Source organism: Corynebacterium ulcerans (assembly GCF_900187135.1).
Taxonomy (GTDB): Bacteria; Actinomycetota; Actinomycetes; order Mycobacteriales; family Mycobacteriaceae; genus Corynebacterium; species Corynebacterium ulcerans.
This window is the reverse complement of the sequence record NZ_LT906443.1, coordinates 2374117-2389119: the sequence shown is the minus strand read 5'-3', so window position 1 is coordinate 2389119 and position 15003 is coordinate 2374117. Positions and strand designations below refer to the sequence as shown.

The 15003-nt window shown below is 55.5% G+C and carries 18 protein-coding genes; 7 read left to right on the top strand and 11 right to left on the bottom strand.

The genetic code is table 11. The annotated features are described in order from the left end of the window. Positions 1 to 62 precede the first annotated feature (62 nt). Positions 63 to 725: a hypothetical protein gene (locus CKV68_RS10895; RefSeq protein WP_014525595.1), complete on the bottom strand. Its 663-nt coding sequence runs from the start codon at positions 723 to 725 to the stop codon at positions 63 to 65. A gap of 162 nt (positions 726 to 887) precedes the next feature. Here CKV68_RS10895 and CKV68_RS10890 point away from each other — a divergent pair, with 162 nt between their 5' ends. From CKV68_RS10890 to CKV68_RS10880, 3 genes are read left to right on the top strand one after another with little or no spacing between them, the layout of a single operon-like run. After that, the gene (locus tag CKV68_RS10890) at positions 888 to 2180 is read left to right on the top strand and encodes a magnesium transporter MgtE N-terminal domain-containing protein (protein WP_013911226.1); all 1293 of its coding nucleotides are present in this window, start codon (positions 888 to 890) and stop codon (positions 2178 to 2180) included. Positions 2181 to 2183: 3 nt separating this feature from the next. Next, positions 2184 to 2783, top strand: a complete 600-nt coding sequence (locus CKV68_RS10885; RefSeq protein ID WP_013911225.1) for a DUF1003 domain-containing protein — start codon at positions 2184 to 2186, stop codon at positions 2781 to 2783. 5 nt (positions 2784 to 2788) lie between these two features. Next, on the top strand, positions 2789 to 3931 hold the full coding sequence (locus tag CKV68_RS10880) for an Mrp/NBP35 family ATP-binding protein (protein ID WP_095076185.1): 1143 nt from the start codon (positions 2789 to 2791) through the stop codon (positions 3929 to 3931). On the opposite strand, the gene tatB is transcribed toward CKV68_RS10880, so the two are convergent. The 3 genes from tatB to sigE are packed head-to-tail and all read right to left on the bottom strand — an operon-like array spanning position 3928 to position 5480. After that, entirely contained in the window at positions 3928 to 4362 is a 435-nt protein-coding gene (gene tatB, locus CKV68_RS10875; protein ID WP_013911223.1) for a Sec-independent protein translocase subunit TatB, read from the bottom strand. The two genes, CKV68_RS10880 and tatB, sit on opposite strands and share 4 nt — an antisense overlap. Positions 4363 to 4371: 9 nt before the next feature. Then, on the bottom strand, positions 4372 to 4803 hold the full coding sequence (locus tag CKV68_RS10870) for an anti-sigma factor family protein (RefSeq protein ID WP_013911222.1): 432 nt from the start codon (positions 4801 to 4803) through the stop codon (positions 4372 to 4374). A gap of 35 nt (positions 4804 to 4838) precedes the next feature. Further along, positions 4839 to 5480 (bottom strand): RNA polymerase sigma factor SigE, encoded by a 642-nt coding sequence (gene sigE / locus CKV68_RS10865; protein ID WP_013911221.1) that lies wholly within the window; start codon positions 5478 to 5480, stop codon positions 4839 to 4841. A 161-nt stretch (positions 5481 to 5641) separates the two neighbouring features. Here sigE and CKV68_RS10860 point away from each other — a divergent pair, with 161 nt between their 5' ends. Beyond that, entirely contained in the window at positions 5642 to 6298 is a 657-nt protein-coding gene (locus tag CKV68_RS10860) for an O-methyltransferase (protein ID WP_414017493.1), read from the top strand. A 49-nt stretch (positions 6299 to 6347) separates the two neighbouring features. Here the strand turns inward: CKV68_RS10860 and glgC are convergent, their stop codons facing one another. After that, positions 6348 to 7625: a glucose-1-phosphate adenylyltransferase gene (gene glgC / locus CKV68_RS10855; RefSeq protein WP_013911219.1), complete on the bottom strand. Its 1278-nt coding sequence runs from the start codon at positions 7623 to 7625 to the stop codon at positions 6348 to 6350. Positions 7626 to 7667: 42 nt separating this feature from the next. On the opposite strand from glgC, the gene glgA reads away from it, so the two are divergent. Genes glgA through CKV68_RS10840 form a run of 3 tightly spaced genes read left to right on the top strand, consistent with a single transcriptional unit; the run spans position 7668 to position 11092 of the window. Next, complete coding sequence (gene glgA / locus CKV68_RS10850; RefSeq protein ID WP_095076184.1) at positions 7668 to 8840, top strand: glycogen synthase; 1173 nt, start codon at positions 7668 to 7670, stop codon at positions 8838 to 8840. Between the two features lie 48 nt (positions 8841 to 8888). Then, positions 8889 to 9629, top strand: coding sequence for an acetolactate decarboxylase (gene budA, locus CKV68_RS10845; RefSeq protein ID WP_013911217.1), 741 nt, complete (start codon positions 8889 to 8891; stop codon positions 9627 to 9629). Positions 9630 to 9640: 11 nt separating this feature from the next. Then, positions 9641 to 11092, top strand: coding sequence for a glycoside hydrolase family 32 protein (locus CKV68_RS10840; protein ID WP_014525589.1), 1452 nt, complete (start codon positions 9641 to 9643; stop codon positions 11090 to 11092). 74 nt (positions 11093 to 11166) lie between these two features. Here CKV68_RS10840 and CKV68_RS10835 read toward each other — a convergent pair whose 3' ends face one another. The 6 genes from CKV68_RS10835 to CKV68_RS10810 all read right to left on the bottom strand — a co-directional run bounded on the left by CKV68_RS10835 (position 11167) and on the right by CKV68_RS10810 (position 14997). Then, on the bottom strand, positions 11167 to 12033 hold the full coding sequence (locus tag CKV68_RS10835; protein ID WP_013911215.1) for a methyltransferase domain-containing protein: 867 nt from the start codon (positions 12031 to 12033) through the stop codon (positions 11167 to 11169). A gap of 29 nt (positions 12034 to 12062) precedes the next feature. Then, the gene (locus CKV68_RS10830) at positions 12063 to 12230 is read right to left on the bottom strand and encodes a DUF3117 domain-containing protein (protein WP_013911214.1); all 168 of its coding nucleotides are present in this window, start codon (positions 12228 to 12230) and stop codon (positions 12063 to 12065) included. Between the two features lie 78 nt (positions 12231 to 12308). After that, a complete protein-coding gene (locus tag CKV68_RS10825; RefSeq protein ID WP_013911213.1) occupies positions 12309 to 12596 on the bottom strand; it encodes a DivIVA domain-containing protein in 288 nt (95 codons plus the stop codon). A 28-nt stretch (positions 12597 to 12624) separates the two neighbouring features. After that, on the bottom strand, positions 12625 to 13359 hold the full coding sequence (locus CKV68_RS10820; RefSeq protein ID WP_029974951.1) for a glucosyl-3-phosphoglycerate synthase: 735 nt from the start codon (positions 13357 to 13359) through the stop codon (positions 12625 to 12627). Next, positions 13356 to 14213 carry a dihydropteroate synthase gene (folP, locus tag CKV68_RS10815; RefSeq protein WP_029974952.1) on the bottom strand — a complete coding sequence of 286 codons (858 nt, stop codon included), beginning with the start codon at positions 14211 to 14213 and terminating at the stop codon, positions 13356 to 13358. The genes CKV68_RS10820 and folP overlap by 4 nt, the downstream gene beginning before the upstream one ends. Then, complete coding sequence (locus CKV68_RS10810; protein WP_013911210.1) at positions 14206 to 14997, bottom strand: LOG family protein; 792 nt, start codon at positions 14995 to 14997, stop codon at positions 14206 to 14208. The genes folP and CKV68_RS10810 overlap by 8 nt, the downstream gene beginning before the upstream one ends. Positions 14998 to 15003: the final 6 nt, after the last annotated feature.

The following is a 15003-nucleotide window of genomic DNA, read 5'->3' as shown; positions in this document are numbered from 1 at the left end:
TGCAAAACACAATAAGGGGTGAGGTACAACGTTGTACCTCACCCCTTATGTTTGTTTTTGGTCTAAAGCTTGGCGTCTTTGAGGAATTTTTCCACTGGCGCTGAAGCACTCATGCTTTGTTCTGCTTCCTCGACAAGCTTTTGTAATTTGCTCGTAGACAGCGAACCCGAAACTAGATTCAAAATGTTACGGTTGTCCCTCGTAAACACTGGTTCGCGGTACACCGGGACAAGATTCTGAGGAAGCTCTAGGGTTTCACTCTCGCAACCAATCGTGTTACTAGGATCGGTGGCATTCACATTATTTCCTAGCGACGCCATCATTTCCGAGTACACAGTTTCTCGCCACTGATCTGCAGTGGCGGCCGCTTTGTCTTTGACGTATTCGTTGGAAAGCTCCCGTGCCCGATGCGAATTAGCTAAGGTAAGAATCTTTCCAGTACAGCTAATATACAAATCCGCTTCCCCCTGTGAAATCGACCTAAGCGGATCCGTCTGAGAAGTAGTCGCTGATACCCTAATCACAGCTTCTCGTCCAGCATGCTGAAGCGCCTGACTATAAGCTTCCCCCAGCACTACTTGTTCCCAAGAGCCAGGATCGACGGCAATCACTATCACTTTATGCTGGTCCGGTATAGGATCTGCGGTCGGTTCAAAACGGGCGCATCCGGTTAAGGCGATAACACCCACCAGTAGCGATCCAATTAATGCTGCTCGACGGCTCATATCTGTTCAGGGTGCCTTTCATCCACGTGACTAGGAAAGGGGGCTTTGGGAGAGTTTAGCTTGCTTTAGTAAATATCCCAGCCCCACCCCTCTCCTAGTCACAAGAAGCGTAGAGCACCCTTGAAGTTGTCGACTTCGTTTAAGCACGTAGACTGGTAAACCATGAGTCAAGTGACACGAGTGTACGCCGGCCGCCTCGCCGGAATGGTAGTGCGCGGACCAGACACAGATGTTATTGGTCGAGTCCGTGACGTGGTCGTTAATGTTCGTCCTAGCGGCCAGATGTCACGAGTCCTGGGACTTGTGGTGGAAATGATGAATAATCGAAGAATCTTTCTGCCCATGCTGCGCGTCGCGGCTATCGAGCCTCAAGAGATCAATCTTGTTTCTGGTTCGGTTTCACTGCGTGGCTATAAGCCTCGGCATGGTGAAGTAGCGGTGGTTGGTGACATCATCGGCTCCAAAATCCATGTTGACGATCCCGAGCTTGATCAATTACATGGGCGCCCTGTTGAAGTCGCCGACGTAGAGTTAGAACGCACACGAACGCGTGACTGGGCTATCTCGCGTGTCGCGGTGATTGGAGAGCGTCCTAAGTTTGGCCGCCGACCTGATCTGTTTACCGTCCCGTGGTCCCACGTACACGGCATCTCCGCTGCCGGTGTTGGTCTTTCCGATGCCGCGGCCGAGCTCATAGCGGGCTTTGAGGACATGCGCCCTGCGGACGTCGCCACGGTGCTTTATAAGCTCCCCGAGCGCCAGCGTGTCACTGTGGCTAGTGAGCTTGACGACGATCGCCTCGCCGACGTGCTCCAAGAAATGTCGGAAGATCGACAAGCCGAGCTAATTGAGACCCTAGACATCGAACGTGCCGCAGACGTTCTTGAGGAGATGGATCCTGACGACGCCGCAGACCTCCTAGGCGAACTCCCCGATGACAAGGCCGATGTGCTCCTGGAACTCATGGATCCAGAAGAATCTGCTCCAGTTCGCCGACTCATGAGTTTTAGTCCCGACACTGTGGGCGCTCTTATGACTCCCGAGCCGCTGATTCTTGCTCCCCAAACGACAGTCGCCGAAGCTCTCGCTCTTGCACGGAACCCCGATCTTCCGACGTCCTTGGCATCCTTGGTGTTCGTCGTCCGCCCTCCTACTGCCACGCCCACCGGAAAATATCTAGGGTGCGTGCACTTGCAAAAACTCTTAAGAGAACCCCCCAGCGCCCTGATCTCCGGCATCCTCGATCCGGATCTCCCGCCACTCTACGCCAGCGATTCGCAGGAAACTGCCGCACGCTACTTCGCCACATATAACTTGGTGTGCGGCCCGGTGGTTGATGACGAAAACCACCTCCTAGGCGCAGTGGCCGTCGATGACCTTCTCGACCACCTCCTACCGGATGACTGGCGAGAAACCGGTATCCGTCCCGTAGCACCAAGCTCTAAGGAGGGCTAGCACATGGCAGAATACAATCGGTCTGACCTTGACACGCCCTTTTTAAAGAAGCGCCGCAGATTCTTCAAACTTGATGACGACACCGTCGGTGCGTACGCCGAAAAAGTCGCACGGTTCTTCGGAACCGGCACCTATCTCATGTGGCAAACCATCTTCGTTGCTGTCTGGGTGGTGCTCAACTGCGGAGTCTTTGTCTGGCAATGGGACCCATATCCCTTCATCTTGCTCAATCTCGCGTTTTCTACGCAGGCTGCGTATGCGGCCCCACTCATCCTCCTAGCGCAGAATCGGCAAGAAGATAGGGACCGCGTGTCGTTGAACGAAGATCGTCGGCGAGCTTTCGAAACAAAAGCCGATACCGAGTTCATCACACGAGAGCTTGCGGGCTTGCGTCTAGCAGTTGGCGACATGGTCTCCCGCGATTATTTAAGACACGAGCTTGAAGATCTTCACAACATGCTCGAACGCCTTGAAGCAAAGCTTGACGACGAAGCCGCCTCCCGCATCGCTCTCATCCACGAGCTCAACGACACCGGCCACGAGGAAATATCTGATCCTACTCAAGGCGATCTCTACGACGACGAGAAGAACGACTACAAATAAAAACAATGACTACTCAACATAACCTTTCTGAATCCGCCGTGCGCGCAGCCCTCGCACGTGTCGAAGACCCCGAGATTGGTCGTCCCATCACTGAGATCGGAATGGTGAAATCCATTGCAATCAACGGGAACGACGTACATGTCGAGATTTATCTGACCATCGCCGCTTGCCCGATGAAAAACACTCTCACTGAAAATACTCGCGCTGTTCTTGAGGAGCTTCGGGGAGTAGGAGAGGTGAGTGTCAGCACCGACGTCATGTCCGACGACCAACGCCGGGAACTTCGCCAAACGCTGCGCGGCAGCACCGAAGAACCTGTCATTCCCTTCGCACAACCGGACTCGACTACCCGAGTCTTCGCAGTGGCGTCCGGCAAGGGCGGCGTAGGAAAGTCGTCTATGACGGTGAACCTTGCCACGGCTTTGGCGTCGAAAGGCTTAAAAGTAGGTGTTCTCGACGCAGACATCTACGGTCATTCTGTCCCCGGCATGATGGGCTCTGAAGACCGTCCGCATGCTGTGGACGACATGATCATGCCGCCACAGGCTCATGGAGTGAAGCTGATTTCGATTGCCCACTTCGTGGAAGGAAACGCCCCAGTGGTTTGGCGTGGCCCTATGCTGCATCGTGCGATACAGCAGTTCCTAGCAGATGTTTTCTGGGGCGATCTGGACATTCTCCTACTCGATCTCCCCCCAGGAACAGGTGATATCGCCATCTCGGTGGCCCAACTCGTTCCTAACGCCGAGCTTCTCGTCGTCACCACACCGCAGGCGGCTGCGGCGGAGGTGGCTGAACGTGCTGGGTCGATAAGTATCCAGACGCATCAGCGTATCGCTGGAGTCATCGAGAATATGTCTGCCATGGTGCTTCCCGACGGCACTGTCATGGATGTATTCGGTAGTGGCGGCGGCGAAGCAATGGCCGAACGACTGCGGACGCTCACTGGCGCAACCGTCCCTCTCCTAGGCAGCGTGCCCCTCGATCCCCGACTACGCGAAGGTGGAGACGCAGGAGTGCCTCTTGCTCTGGGAGACCCAGAATCTCCCGCTGGGCAAGCGATTCATGCGATCGCAGACAAACTCGTGGTCCGAAGGGAATCCCTTGCCGGCAAGTCCCTTGGCTTAGGAGTCACTAGGAAGGGTTAAGTAATATCGTCCCAGCTAAAGCCCTGCTTTGGCTGGGCTTTTTGTGTTTCTGATGGCGGCGGAGTTTGAGGCTTTTCGACGCCCCCCTGCTTCTCGCGGTACGCCTGTCCTGCAGTGCCATCTTCCATGATTTTTTTCGGGTCAAAGGTGTCCATGAATTCCTGGTCGCCGTCGAAAAGCGCTTTTGTCAAAGCGGCTTTAGGTCCCATGCGCTGGATAGAAGCCAATTTGTTAATCGGCTCCCGAAGCTCTTCAAAGTCAGCGCCAAAATCTCCGTTGAGCTCGGCTTTGGCGTTGTTGATCGCCTTCTTTGCCGCATAGGCAGCGGCGCGAACATCTTCGATGACTTTGGGAAGACGCTCGGGCCCAATGATGATGAGGCCCAGCACTAGGAGAGTGATGATCTCGGGCCAACCGATGGAAGAAAACACACTTATACCTTAGCGGGAGTTGGGCTCATCAAGGTGTTTCAGTGCGGCCATTCGAGCGTTGCGCAGATTCTGGCTTGTTTTCCTAATGTTTCGGGCCATACCGTCAATCTTGTCGAGGAAGGTTTGTGGGGTAACCACCATGTCCTCTGCGTTGGGCCCTTCCGGGCAGGAGTGAGCTATGCCCTGCAACTTGGCTAGGAGATCAGAGGAAGCACGCATTTCTGAATGCGTGGAACCGCGGAGTCGGTCAGCAGCACGACGCTGCCGATCTACCTCATCGCGGCATTCTTTGCAATGCACGAGATGTATTTTTGCGCGATGGGCTGCGACGCTGCTGAGTTCATCGTCGACAAGCGCGGCTACGGCTTCCGGGTTAAGATGCTCAACCGAGGCAAAGTGCCGAATCTTTTCGACCCTACTGTTGCGGTGTTCATGGTTCACTCTTTCCACCTCCGCCTCGTACTCTACCGTTGTTTTTAGTGAGACATCGGTAGGAGGAGTTGGGCTTCCTCATTAGTCGCCGCCGCAGCCTCTAAACTCGCACGCAGTTGGGAACGACCGCGGTGAATCCGTGAGCGAACCGTGCCCATTTTCACGCCTAAGGTATCCGCGATTTCGTCGTAACTCATGCCCACGACGTCACACAAAACCACTGCGACGCGGAAGTCCGGGCCAAGATCATCGAGAGCTTTTTGCAGCGCTGGGTCCAGGTTGGAGATGTTATAGGCCTGCTCGGGAGTCATGTCGGTGCCAGGCACGCGCTCGTAATCGTCAGGCAGAGCCTCCATCCGAATCTTGGAGCGATGCCGGACCATGTCTAGGAATAAGTTGGTGGTGATCCGGTGCAGCCATCCCTCAAAGGTGCCTGGTTGGTAATTTTTCAGCGAGCGAAAGACACGCATAAAGGTTTCTTGTGTCAGATCTTCTGCGTCGTGCTGGTTACCGGAGAGTCGAAACGCTAAGCGATAAACACTATCCGCATGCTCTGCAACGAGTTCTCCCCACGTAGGCATTGCCCCAGTACCAGCATCAAATGCAGCAGTTCCATTCAGCTCAGCCGTCTCATGTGTCTGATCCAGGCCTGAGGTGAGTGAAAGGGAACCGCTGTTCGATGTCATGAAACGTATTGTGCCCGACTCTTCTGGGGAAAACCAGCTAGAAAACTGGAAAAACGCTGTCAAAACCTAATCTTTCCCAAAATGTAATCAAACATGGCTTTTGGTAACAATTCCCATACGCCACAGATGTCACAACCTGCGCGTTGTGCACTATTTCCCCGATGTTTTACCTAGACTTAACCATTGTGAATGCTTCTAACGATTACCTCCGCGACTACATTGAGTCGACCGCCATCGTCGGCGATGTCCTCGCCGCTGCGTGTGAGGATGCACAAGAATTCGGTCTCGCACTTCCCGATACGATGACGGGTGCTCTCCTCACCACGCTAGCCGCTACCGCGCGTGCACAGGGGGCTATCGCTGTCACCCCTGCGGCGGGCGTCGTTGGGCTTCATCTTCTCGCAGGATTGAGCGACTCCGGGATCTTAACGTGTATTGACCCCGAGCCGGAGCATCAAAAACGAGCTAAACAAACGTTCCGCGACGCTGGCTACTCGCCATCCCGTATTCGTTTCCTTCCCTCTCGCCCGCTCGACGTCATGGGACGATTGGCCGCAGATTCTTACAACATTGTTTATGGCGAGGTCTCCCCTGTGGACCTCAAGGCCTTCACAGATGCTGCTCTCCCCCTCCTAGCCACTGGCGGCGTACTGGTGCTCGCTGATTCGCTTCTCGACGGCACGCTTGCCGACGCGACTAGGAAGGATCGGGATACCGCCGCAGCGCGGGAAGCAGACGAGTACATTTCTTCCCTCGATAACGTGATCGTCGCTCGCCTCCCGTTAGGAGCCGGAATCACGCTGGTCACCAAAAAGTAACTGGGTGCACGACTTTGTATAGTCGCACACCCAGCCGTGTGGCGGCCTTTTAGACCACTTGGTTTTTACCTACAACGACCACGCCACCGGGGCTGATTTGGAAGCGTTGCGAGTCCCGGTCGCGGTCCACGCCGATAAGCGTTCCGTCGCAGACCACAACGTTCTTGTCCAGGATGCAGTGGCGTACCACTGCGCCTTTTCCGATTCTTACGCCCGGCATGAGAACTGACCCCTCGACTGTGGCGCCTTCCTCGATAACAACGTCTGTGGACAACACAGAGTTTCTCACTGTTGCTGCAGAAATAATCGACCCCTGTGCCACCATCGACGACTGCGCAATTCCTCCCTGCACAAACTTCGCTGGTGGGAGATCGCCAAGATCGGTAGAGCGAATAGGCCACTGCTGGTTGTAGAGATTAAAAATAGGATGCACGGATATAAGGTCCATGTGGGCCTCGTAGAACGCATCGATCGTTCCGACGTCTCGCCAATAGCCGCGGTCGCGTTCCGTTGACCCTGGGACTACGTTTTTATTGAAGTCATAGACGTTGGCTTCACCCAAAGACACAAAGTACGGGATTATGTCCCCACCCATGTCATGATCGGAGTCAGCATTGGATTCGTCCACTTTGAGGGCGTCGATAAGCGCTTTGGTGCTAAAGACATAGTTGCCCATGGAGGCATAGGTCATCTCTGGGTCGTCGGGGGTCCCCGGCGGGTCCTGGGGCTTTTCGAGGAACTCCGTGATGTTGTTGTTTTCATCTGCCTGTATGCAGCCAAAGGCGCTTGCTTCGTTGCGTGGGATGCGGATGCCGGCCACTGTCACAGACTTGCCCGACGCAATGTGATCGGCCACCATCTGTTCAGGGTCCATCCGGTAGACGTGATCTGCTCCAAAAACGATCACGTAATCCGGCATCTCGTCATACACCAAGTTCAGAGACTGCAAAATGGCATCTGCCGAACCCTGGTACCAGCGTTTTCCTAAGCGCTGCTGGGCTGGGACAGACGCAATATATTGACTGGTTGGACCGCTAAACTGCCACGATTGTGAAATATGGCGGTCAAGGGAGTGCGATTTGTACTGCGTGAGCACACAAATCTTCAGATACCCCGCATTAACCAGGTTAGACAGGACAAAGTCGATCAGTCGGTAGGTGCCGCCGAATGGGACTGCAGGCTTTGCCCGGTCCTCTGTAAGGGGATAAAGACGTTTGCCTTCTCCTCCGGCGAGCACGATTGCTAAGACGTTCTGTTGGCTCCTCACACTGCCCAATGTAATGGTAAATGATAAGTTCCGCAGGAAATCTTCAGCACTGGGATACATAACACTCAACAAAATGTCGGCGACATAGTTACTCTCAACAGTATGAGAGTTGCGATGTTATCTAAGGAATACCCACCAGAGATCTACGGCGGCGCCGGCGTTCACGTCGCCGAGTTGACCCGTTTTATGCGCCAAATCGTCCCTGTCCAGGTGCATTGCATGGGGGCACCCCGAACAGAACCTGATGTTTACGTCCACGGCGTCGACGAGGCTTTAGCTGATTCCAACGCAGCTATTGCCACGTTATCCACTGGGCTTCGCATGGCCAATGCAATACGCGACGTAGATGTTGTCCACTCTCATACGTGGTATGCGGGACTAGGAGGGCACCTCGCGGGACTTTTGAATGGCATCCCGCACGTGGTCACAGCCCACTCGCTCGAGCCAGACCGCCCGTGGAAACGCGAACAGCTAGGAGGAGGCTACGACATCTCTTCCTGGTCTGAGCGCAACGCCATGGAAAATGCTGATGCCATCATCGCGGTTTCCGCGAAAATGAAAGAATCAGTGCTCGCGGCCTACCCGCGTATCGACGCCGACAAGGTCAAAGTTGTTCTTAACGGCATAGACACTGATCTGTGGCGCCCTCGCCCCACATTCAGCCAGGCAGAAAACTCTGTGCTGATGGAGCTTGGGGTATCTCCCCACCGCCCGATCGCAGCCTTTGTAGGAAGGATCACACGGCAAAAAGGCGTCGAACATCTCATCAAAGCCGCACGCCATTTTGACCCGGAGATTCAGCTGGTCCTCTGCGCCGGCGCCCCCGATACTCCGGAAATTGCTGCACGGATCCGTGGTCTCGTCAAGAAGCTACAAAGCGAACGCGACGGCATCATATGGGTCCAGGACATGCTGCCCAAGGAGAAGATCCAAGAAATTCTTAGCGCCGCGGATGTCTTCGTGTGCCCCTCGATCTACGAGCCCTTAGGGATCGTCAACCTAGAGGCCATGGCCTGTGGTACAGCCGTCATCGCCTCAGATGTCGGGGGCATCCCCGAGGTCGTTGTAGACGGACACACCGGAACTCTAGTCCACTACGACGAGACCGACACCGAGGGCTTTGAACGCGACCTAGCGCACGCGGTCAACGAACTCATCGCGCGTCCCCACCTAGTCGAGGCATATGGAAGCATCGGACGAACCCGCGCGGTCAATGATTTCTCGTGGGCGTCGATTGCGCAGCAGACCATTGATGTTTACCGTTCCCTCTCCTAGTCGCACGTCCCCTGCAAGATCTAGGAAGCGCGACTATTCTAGGCGAGCATGAGTGACCATAAGGCTCTGTTAACTGAGCGCCACACTATTTTTCAGAGTTCACTGATGACCGCGCTTCTCGACGGCATCTACGACGGCGAAATCTCCATCAGCGAGCTTCTCGGCCACGGAAACTTTGGCATCGGCACATTCGATGCACTCGATGGAGAAATGGTCATTCTAGACGGGGTCTGCTACCAGCTACGCGGAGATGGCTCAGCACGCGTAGCTACGCTCGATCAACGCAGCCCTTTCGCCATAGCAACCAACTTTGTGCCACGCATCAGCGCAGATGCACCACACGGGATGAAACGGGAAGAGCTCAGCAGGTTCATCTCTTCCCTCCTTCCTAGCGAGAACTACATGTACGCCGTCCGCATCACAGGAACGTTCAGTCATGTGTCGGTAAGAACTGTCACCAAACAGGAACGCCCTTACCGCCCCATGATGGAAGCAACCTGCGATGACGCCGAACTTGTATTCCACGACACGACCGGAACTATCGCGGGATTTAGGACTCCTGTTTATGAAAAAGGCATCGGTGTCCCTGGTTGCCATGTCCACTATGTCGACGATGCACGTACTGCCGGCGGGCACGTCCTTGATTTCACCATGACCGATGGAACCATAGAGGTATGCCCTGGCACTGACCTACAGCTCAGGCTTCCTCTCACCCACGATTTCAGTATGGCGTCCTTGGCACCAGATGACTTAGACCAACAAATTCATGCCACGGAAGTAAAGAGCTAGGAGAATAATTCATGGCACACCGCCCCGAACTACATGTCACTCCGGAAACAGGCGTCCTCGACGCTCCAGCGGGAGCACTTTTCGACGGCCAAACGTGGCATGTCTTCCACCAGTTCCGCCCCAAATTAGACTCCGGGGCTCGATGGGCTCACACTGTGGCAGACGAAACTCCTTTCGACTGGGATATTTGCGACGACGTCCTAGCCCCTGACAACGACGAAATCCGAGTGCGTGCCGGGTCGGTGACGTCTACGGATAACACTGCCCATCTCTATTTCACTTCTGTCTCTCCTAGCGGCGACTCCGTTCATTTAGCAGAAATCGCAGAGATCGACAGTACAGCCGCTGACATCAGCGATGATCCTTCCATGATCGATCCGCATGTGCGCCGCGTAGGAAGGGTGGTCGATGACCGCGAGGGACTCAACAACTTCCGCTCCCCCTGCGTGGTCCCTAATTGGGCTACCGAAGACGACCGCGAGGAGGGACATAAAGGTTGGATCATGCTTGCCGTGACAGGCGACGTAGCCTCTCCTACTCTTGCCATCCTTGACTCACGCGACGGAGTCGATTGGTCCTTGCGCGGTCCGCTAAAAATCGTCGGAGACTCTGGCGTCGAGGGCGAAAGGCTCGTAGCTCCACGCATTATCCGGCTTCGCGACGAAGTCGACAACAACATTTACGACATCCTCATCGTTACCGTAGAAACCGGCGGTATCGACCGCTCAGGGTACCTCGTCGGAACGCTCAGCGGCCGCATTTTCACCGTCGATTCGCCCTTTGAACGACTCGACTACGGGCACGACTTCACCCGACCACGCAACACCAACTACACCGCCGAGGCACTCAACGACCTCGATGAGCACCGCTACGACACTGCTTATGTGTTTGGGCTCATGAACGGAATCGGGCGTCTCGACGACCCCAGCAAGCACTTAAGCTTCATCGAAGAAAAGTGGGCCAACTGTTTGTCCTTCCCTAGGAAGATGACGTTGCAGGGCGGAAAGATTTACCACACGCCAGTAACCGGCCTTCCTAGCGCCGTTAAAAGCTCCGACTACGCCTCCATGTGGACGTCCATCATGGATGTTCCTGAAGGAGAAGAAATTACCATCGAGTTGCATGACTCCACGGGCCAAGTCGCAGCCACGATCACCCACCGTGGCGATTTACTTGAATTAGACAGGTCTATGAACCCCCAGCATCTCGGCGATGATATTGCTATCGCTCCGCTGACTGAAGGCGATACAGACTCGATGACAATCATTGTGGATGGGTCCACCGTAGAGGTCTTCGCCGATGGAGGGCAGGTGGCAATGGCCAGCCGTGTGTACTTCAACGGACACTGCGAGGAGTTCGCGGTTGTTCCTAGCGAGGGCGCAAGCATCTCTCACACCGACGAAATCCGTCCGATGAAGAGCGTCCTTTTCACAGACGAAGACGAGGAAGGACCCGTGCGTTAATCTCACGGCACGAAAAAGCCGTCCCCGGGAATGAAGAATTCCTGGGGACGGCTTTTTCGTCCGTAGGAAGGAGGTTAGACCTTTGTGAAACGAGTAATCATAGCCCTCGCCGTCACGTCCATCACTGGTGGCAGCGTTGCGATCCTCTCAGCCAAAACATCTGGGTGGATGTGGCGAGCCGAGGGGCTCATCCCAATTTGGGTGGCTATAGAGTCCTGGTCTAAGCGCATAGTGAATTGGACAGGCTCTGGCTCTCCTACTGGCGTAAGATGCCCGGCGGCCTGATCGATCATCCTTTGTACTTTTCCTTGTTCCACATCAATGATGCCAAGAGGATCGCGCAGCTCGCCGAGGTGGCCGGTATCGGCGGTGAGCACGATGACTTGGCCACCTGGTTTAAGCACACGGGCAAACTCGGAAGCATTTCTGGGCGCAAAGATGACGGTGATGGCGTCTATAGAGGCGTCTTGGATAGGAAGGCGGGACCAGGCGTCGGCGACTACAGCTCCTACGCGCGGATGACATTTTGCTAGAAGTTTGGCGGCGGGGACGGATACGTCGATGCCGAGCCCGACGGAGTTGTCGACGTCGTCAAGCGTGTGCGCTAGATAGTATCCCGTTCCGGCGCCGATCTCGCAGATCGTGGGGCGGGCGTCGTCGGCAACGCCAGCCTCGTCGAGAACGGTATGCACCGCAGCGCTTACTGCTTCTACGAATGGTGCAAAGTGCCCACTGGATAGGAAGGTTTCGCGGGCACGTATCATCGACGTATCATCGCCGGAGTAACGCAGACCAGCGCCTCCTGCAAGTGTCACATAGCCCTGACGTGCGACATCAAAGCTGTGTCCTGATTCAGACACGAGCCTTGTGGAGTCGTCGACCAAGCTCAGTGGTGTTCCGTCAGTAGGATCGGCAAGAACATCAATGACATGTGAAAGCACGCTACATGGGCTCCTTGATCAAATAATTTTTATTGAGATACTTCGGTCAGTAAAGCACCAAGCTCGGCGGCTTCTTCCTTATTAAGCTCGATGACCAAACGTCCACCACCGTCGGTAGGAATCCGCATCACAATCTTGCGGCTCTCGAAAACAGCTTCCATCGGCCCATTACCTGTACGAGGTTTCATGGCTGCCATGCAATCACCGATCCCTTACACTCTATTGCATTGAAAAACTTTGTCGATAAAAACTATCGATCATCACATCCAACCAGTCTACTCGCTTCTCCTAGGAAGTGCCCGACTACGCAGCTCTCTCACCTGCTGCTCGAGCTCCCCAATCACCGCATCCACCTGATCTTGGCGATACCCACGCAGCACCGTATCAAATCGCACCGATTCCAGGTCGCCACGGCGCACAGCATCCACATTCTGACTCGTCAAGCCTAACGACGCAGCCAACGGCTCCACGGCTTCCCCACGCCCAAACAACATTCCCAGAAGCCACGACAACACAGCGACGAAGATCACTAATAAAACTATGAGCACAATCCACGACACCATAGCAGCACGAGTCCTTTCTACTTGCTCCCTAGGATAAGGACTTTAGCGCAGGCCTCTCTCCTACTCGCGGCTTCACCACACCAGCACGGCTCAGGATAGTTTCCGCCACGACGTCAGCCATCGGGGCAAGCTCCTCCAGCGGCCGATTGCGATGGGCACGCCTGCCGACGTTCACCTCTGCTATCGCGGCCGAGCCATGGAGGCGGGCGACGTCGATAAGCAATCCGACCTCCACCCCATAACCATCAACGAAGGGCAGGCTGCGGGCAGTGTCAGCGCGGATCGCATATTCCCCTCCTAGTGGCTGAGTGATTCGCGTAAGTTCCGGAAACACTGCGCGCAGCAGTGGCTTTGCCGTCAGTTCAGTGACGCGCCCGCCGCCACTAGGAGAGGAAGCGAAAGCCCGCTGGTACGCGGCCTTGACTAGGTGAATGTCCGGGTCACGTAACGGGGCCGACAGATCGGCCACAATCGTGGGAGCGATCTCTGTTAAATCGGCGTCGAGGAATACGATGACGTCGCCGGTGGCGGCGGCTACTCCTCGCCAGAGGGCCTCCCCTTTTCCTACTCGCGGTGGCAGCGCCACGGGTTCTTTCCAGTTCAGGACGCGAGCTCCTGCCCGGCGCGCCTCGACAGCAGTTGCATCGGTGGAATCAGAATCGATGACGAGGATTTCCCATGGTTGCGCTGCAGCAGCCACACGCACGACATCTCCTACCGTTGCTTCCTCGTTGAGCGCAGGAATTACCACAGAGATTTTCACGCCAGACCTCTGGTTGTTTTCAGTGGAGGAATCGTTCCTTGAATCGCCGCCGTCATCCTAATCACGTCGATTGTCTCTTCTATTTGATGCGAACGAAACGCCGCCACGCCTCGTTCCGCAGACCACGCCGTTGCCGCCAAGGTTCCAGAGACACGCTTATCGACGCTCCGCGCAAGCGTTTCCCCAATAAAGTCCTTATTGGACAGCGCCATGAGGACTGGCCAGCCGGTCGCCACGATGTCATCGATTCGGCGTAAAAGTTCAAGCCCGTGAAAAGTGTTTTTGCCGAAATCATGCGTGGGGTCAATGAATATCTTGTCCTCTGGCACTCCTAGGGACACTGCATGTTCCGCTTGCCGCGTAGTTTCGTCGATAACTGCGGACACCACGTCGTCGTAATGCACGCGATACGGCCTTGTCCTAGGGATCACTCCGCCGGTGTGCGAGCAGACATAGCCGACCCTGCGATCGCCAGCGACCTCCACGAGCTCTGGGTCGTGGCCTGCCCATGTGTCGTTGATGAGTGCCGCTCCTGCGTCGACAGCTAATTCGGCGACTTCCGCGCGCCACGTGTCCACCGAGATGGTCGTATCGGGAAAGGCTTCATGCACCGCAGCGATCACCGGCACTACACGGTCTATTTCTTCAGAGATTGATACGAATTCGCCCGGTCCAGCTTTGACCCCACCAATGTCCACGATCCCGGCGCCGGCCGCAATCACTGCACCAGCGCGTTCGACTGCAGCGTCGAAAGCATGAGTTGCACCGTGATCGTAAAAGGAATCGGGCGTCCTATTCACGATCGCCATTACCGTGGCCAAGCCTTCAGTGCCTAGGAAGGCGCTCCTAGGCATCTTGAGTTTTATCCTTCACAGGCTCAAATAGCGTTGTGTGCGTGCCGACAATATGGGCGACGGCTTCTTCCACGGAGTCCGTGACGAGGAAGAGGTCTACGTCTTTCTCCGCGATCATTCCCTCTGCGACGAGGCGGTCTTTGAGCCACTCGACCATGCCGCCCCAGAACCCCTCTCCTAGTAACACGATGGGAAAGTTGGTCACTTTGCCGGTTTGAACCATGCAGAGAACCTCGAATAGTTCATCGAGTGTCCCTAGACCGCCGGGTAAGCAGACAAAAGCTTGCGAATATTTGAGGAACATCGTCTTGCGTGCAAAGAAGTACCTGAAGTGGAGGCCTAAGTCGACGTACTTGTTAATGCCTTGCTCGTGTGGGAGTTCGATGCCCAGACCAACGGAGAGGCCGTCTGCCCCACAGGCCCCTTTATTAGCTGCTTCCATGAGGCCGGGGCCACCGCCGGTGATGACGGCGTAGTTGGCGGCGACAAGTTCTTTTCCTAGGCGCACTCCCATGTCGTAGTAAGGGTGATCGGCACCGATTCGTGCAGAGCCGAACACCGTCACGGCGGGAGGCAGTTGGGAAAGCGCATCGAAGCCAGTGACAAACTCGCTTTGGATGCGTAGGACGCGCCAGGGGTCGTCGTGAAGCCAGCTGTTGTTGGCAGGGAACTCTAGGAGACGTTGATCGTAGGTCCCGGCTTGCTCGTCTTTGGATTCACGGATCAAAACGGGGCCGCGCAAGAGGCGGCGTTTTTCTGCTGAGGGTAGTTTTTCTGCGTTCATTCTCTC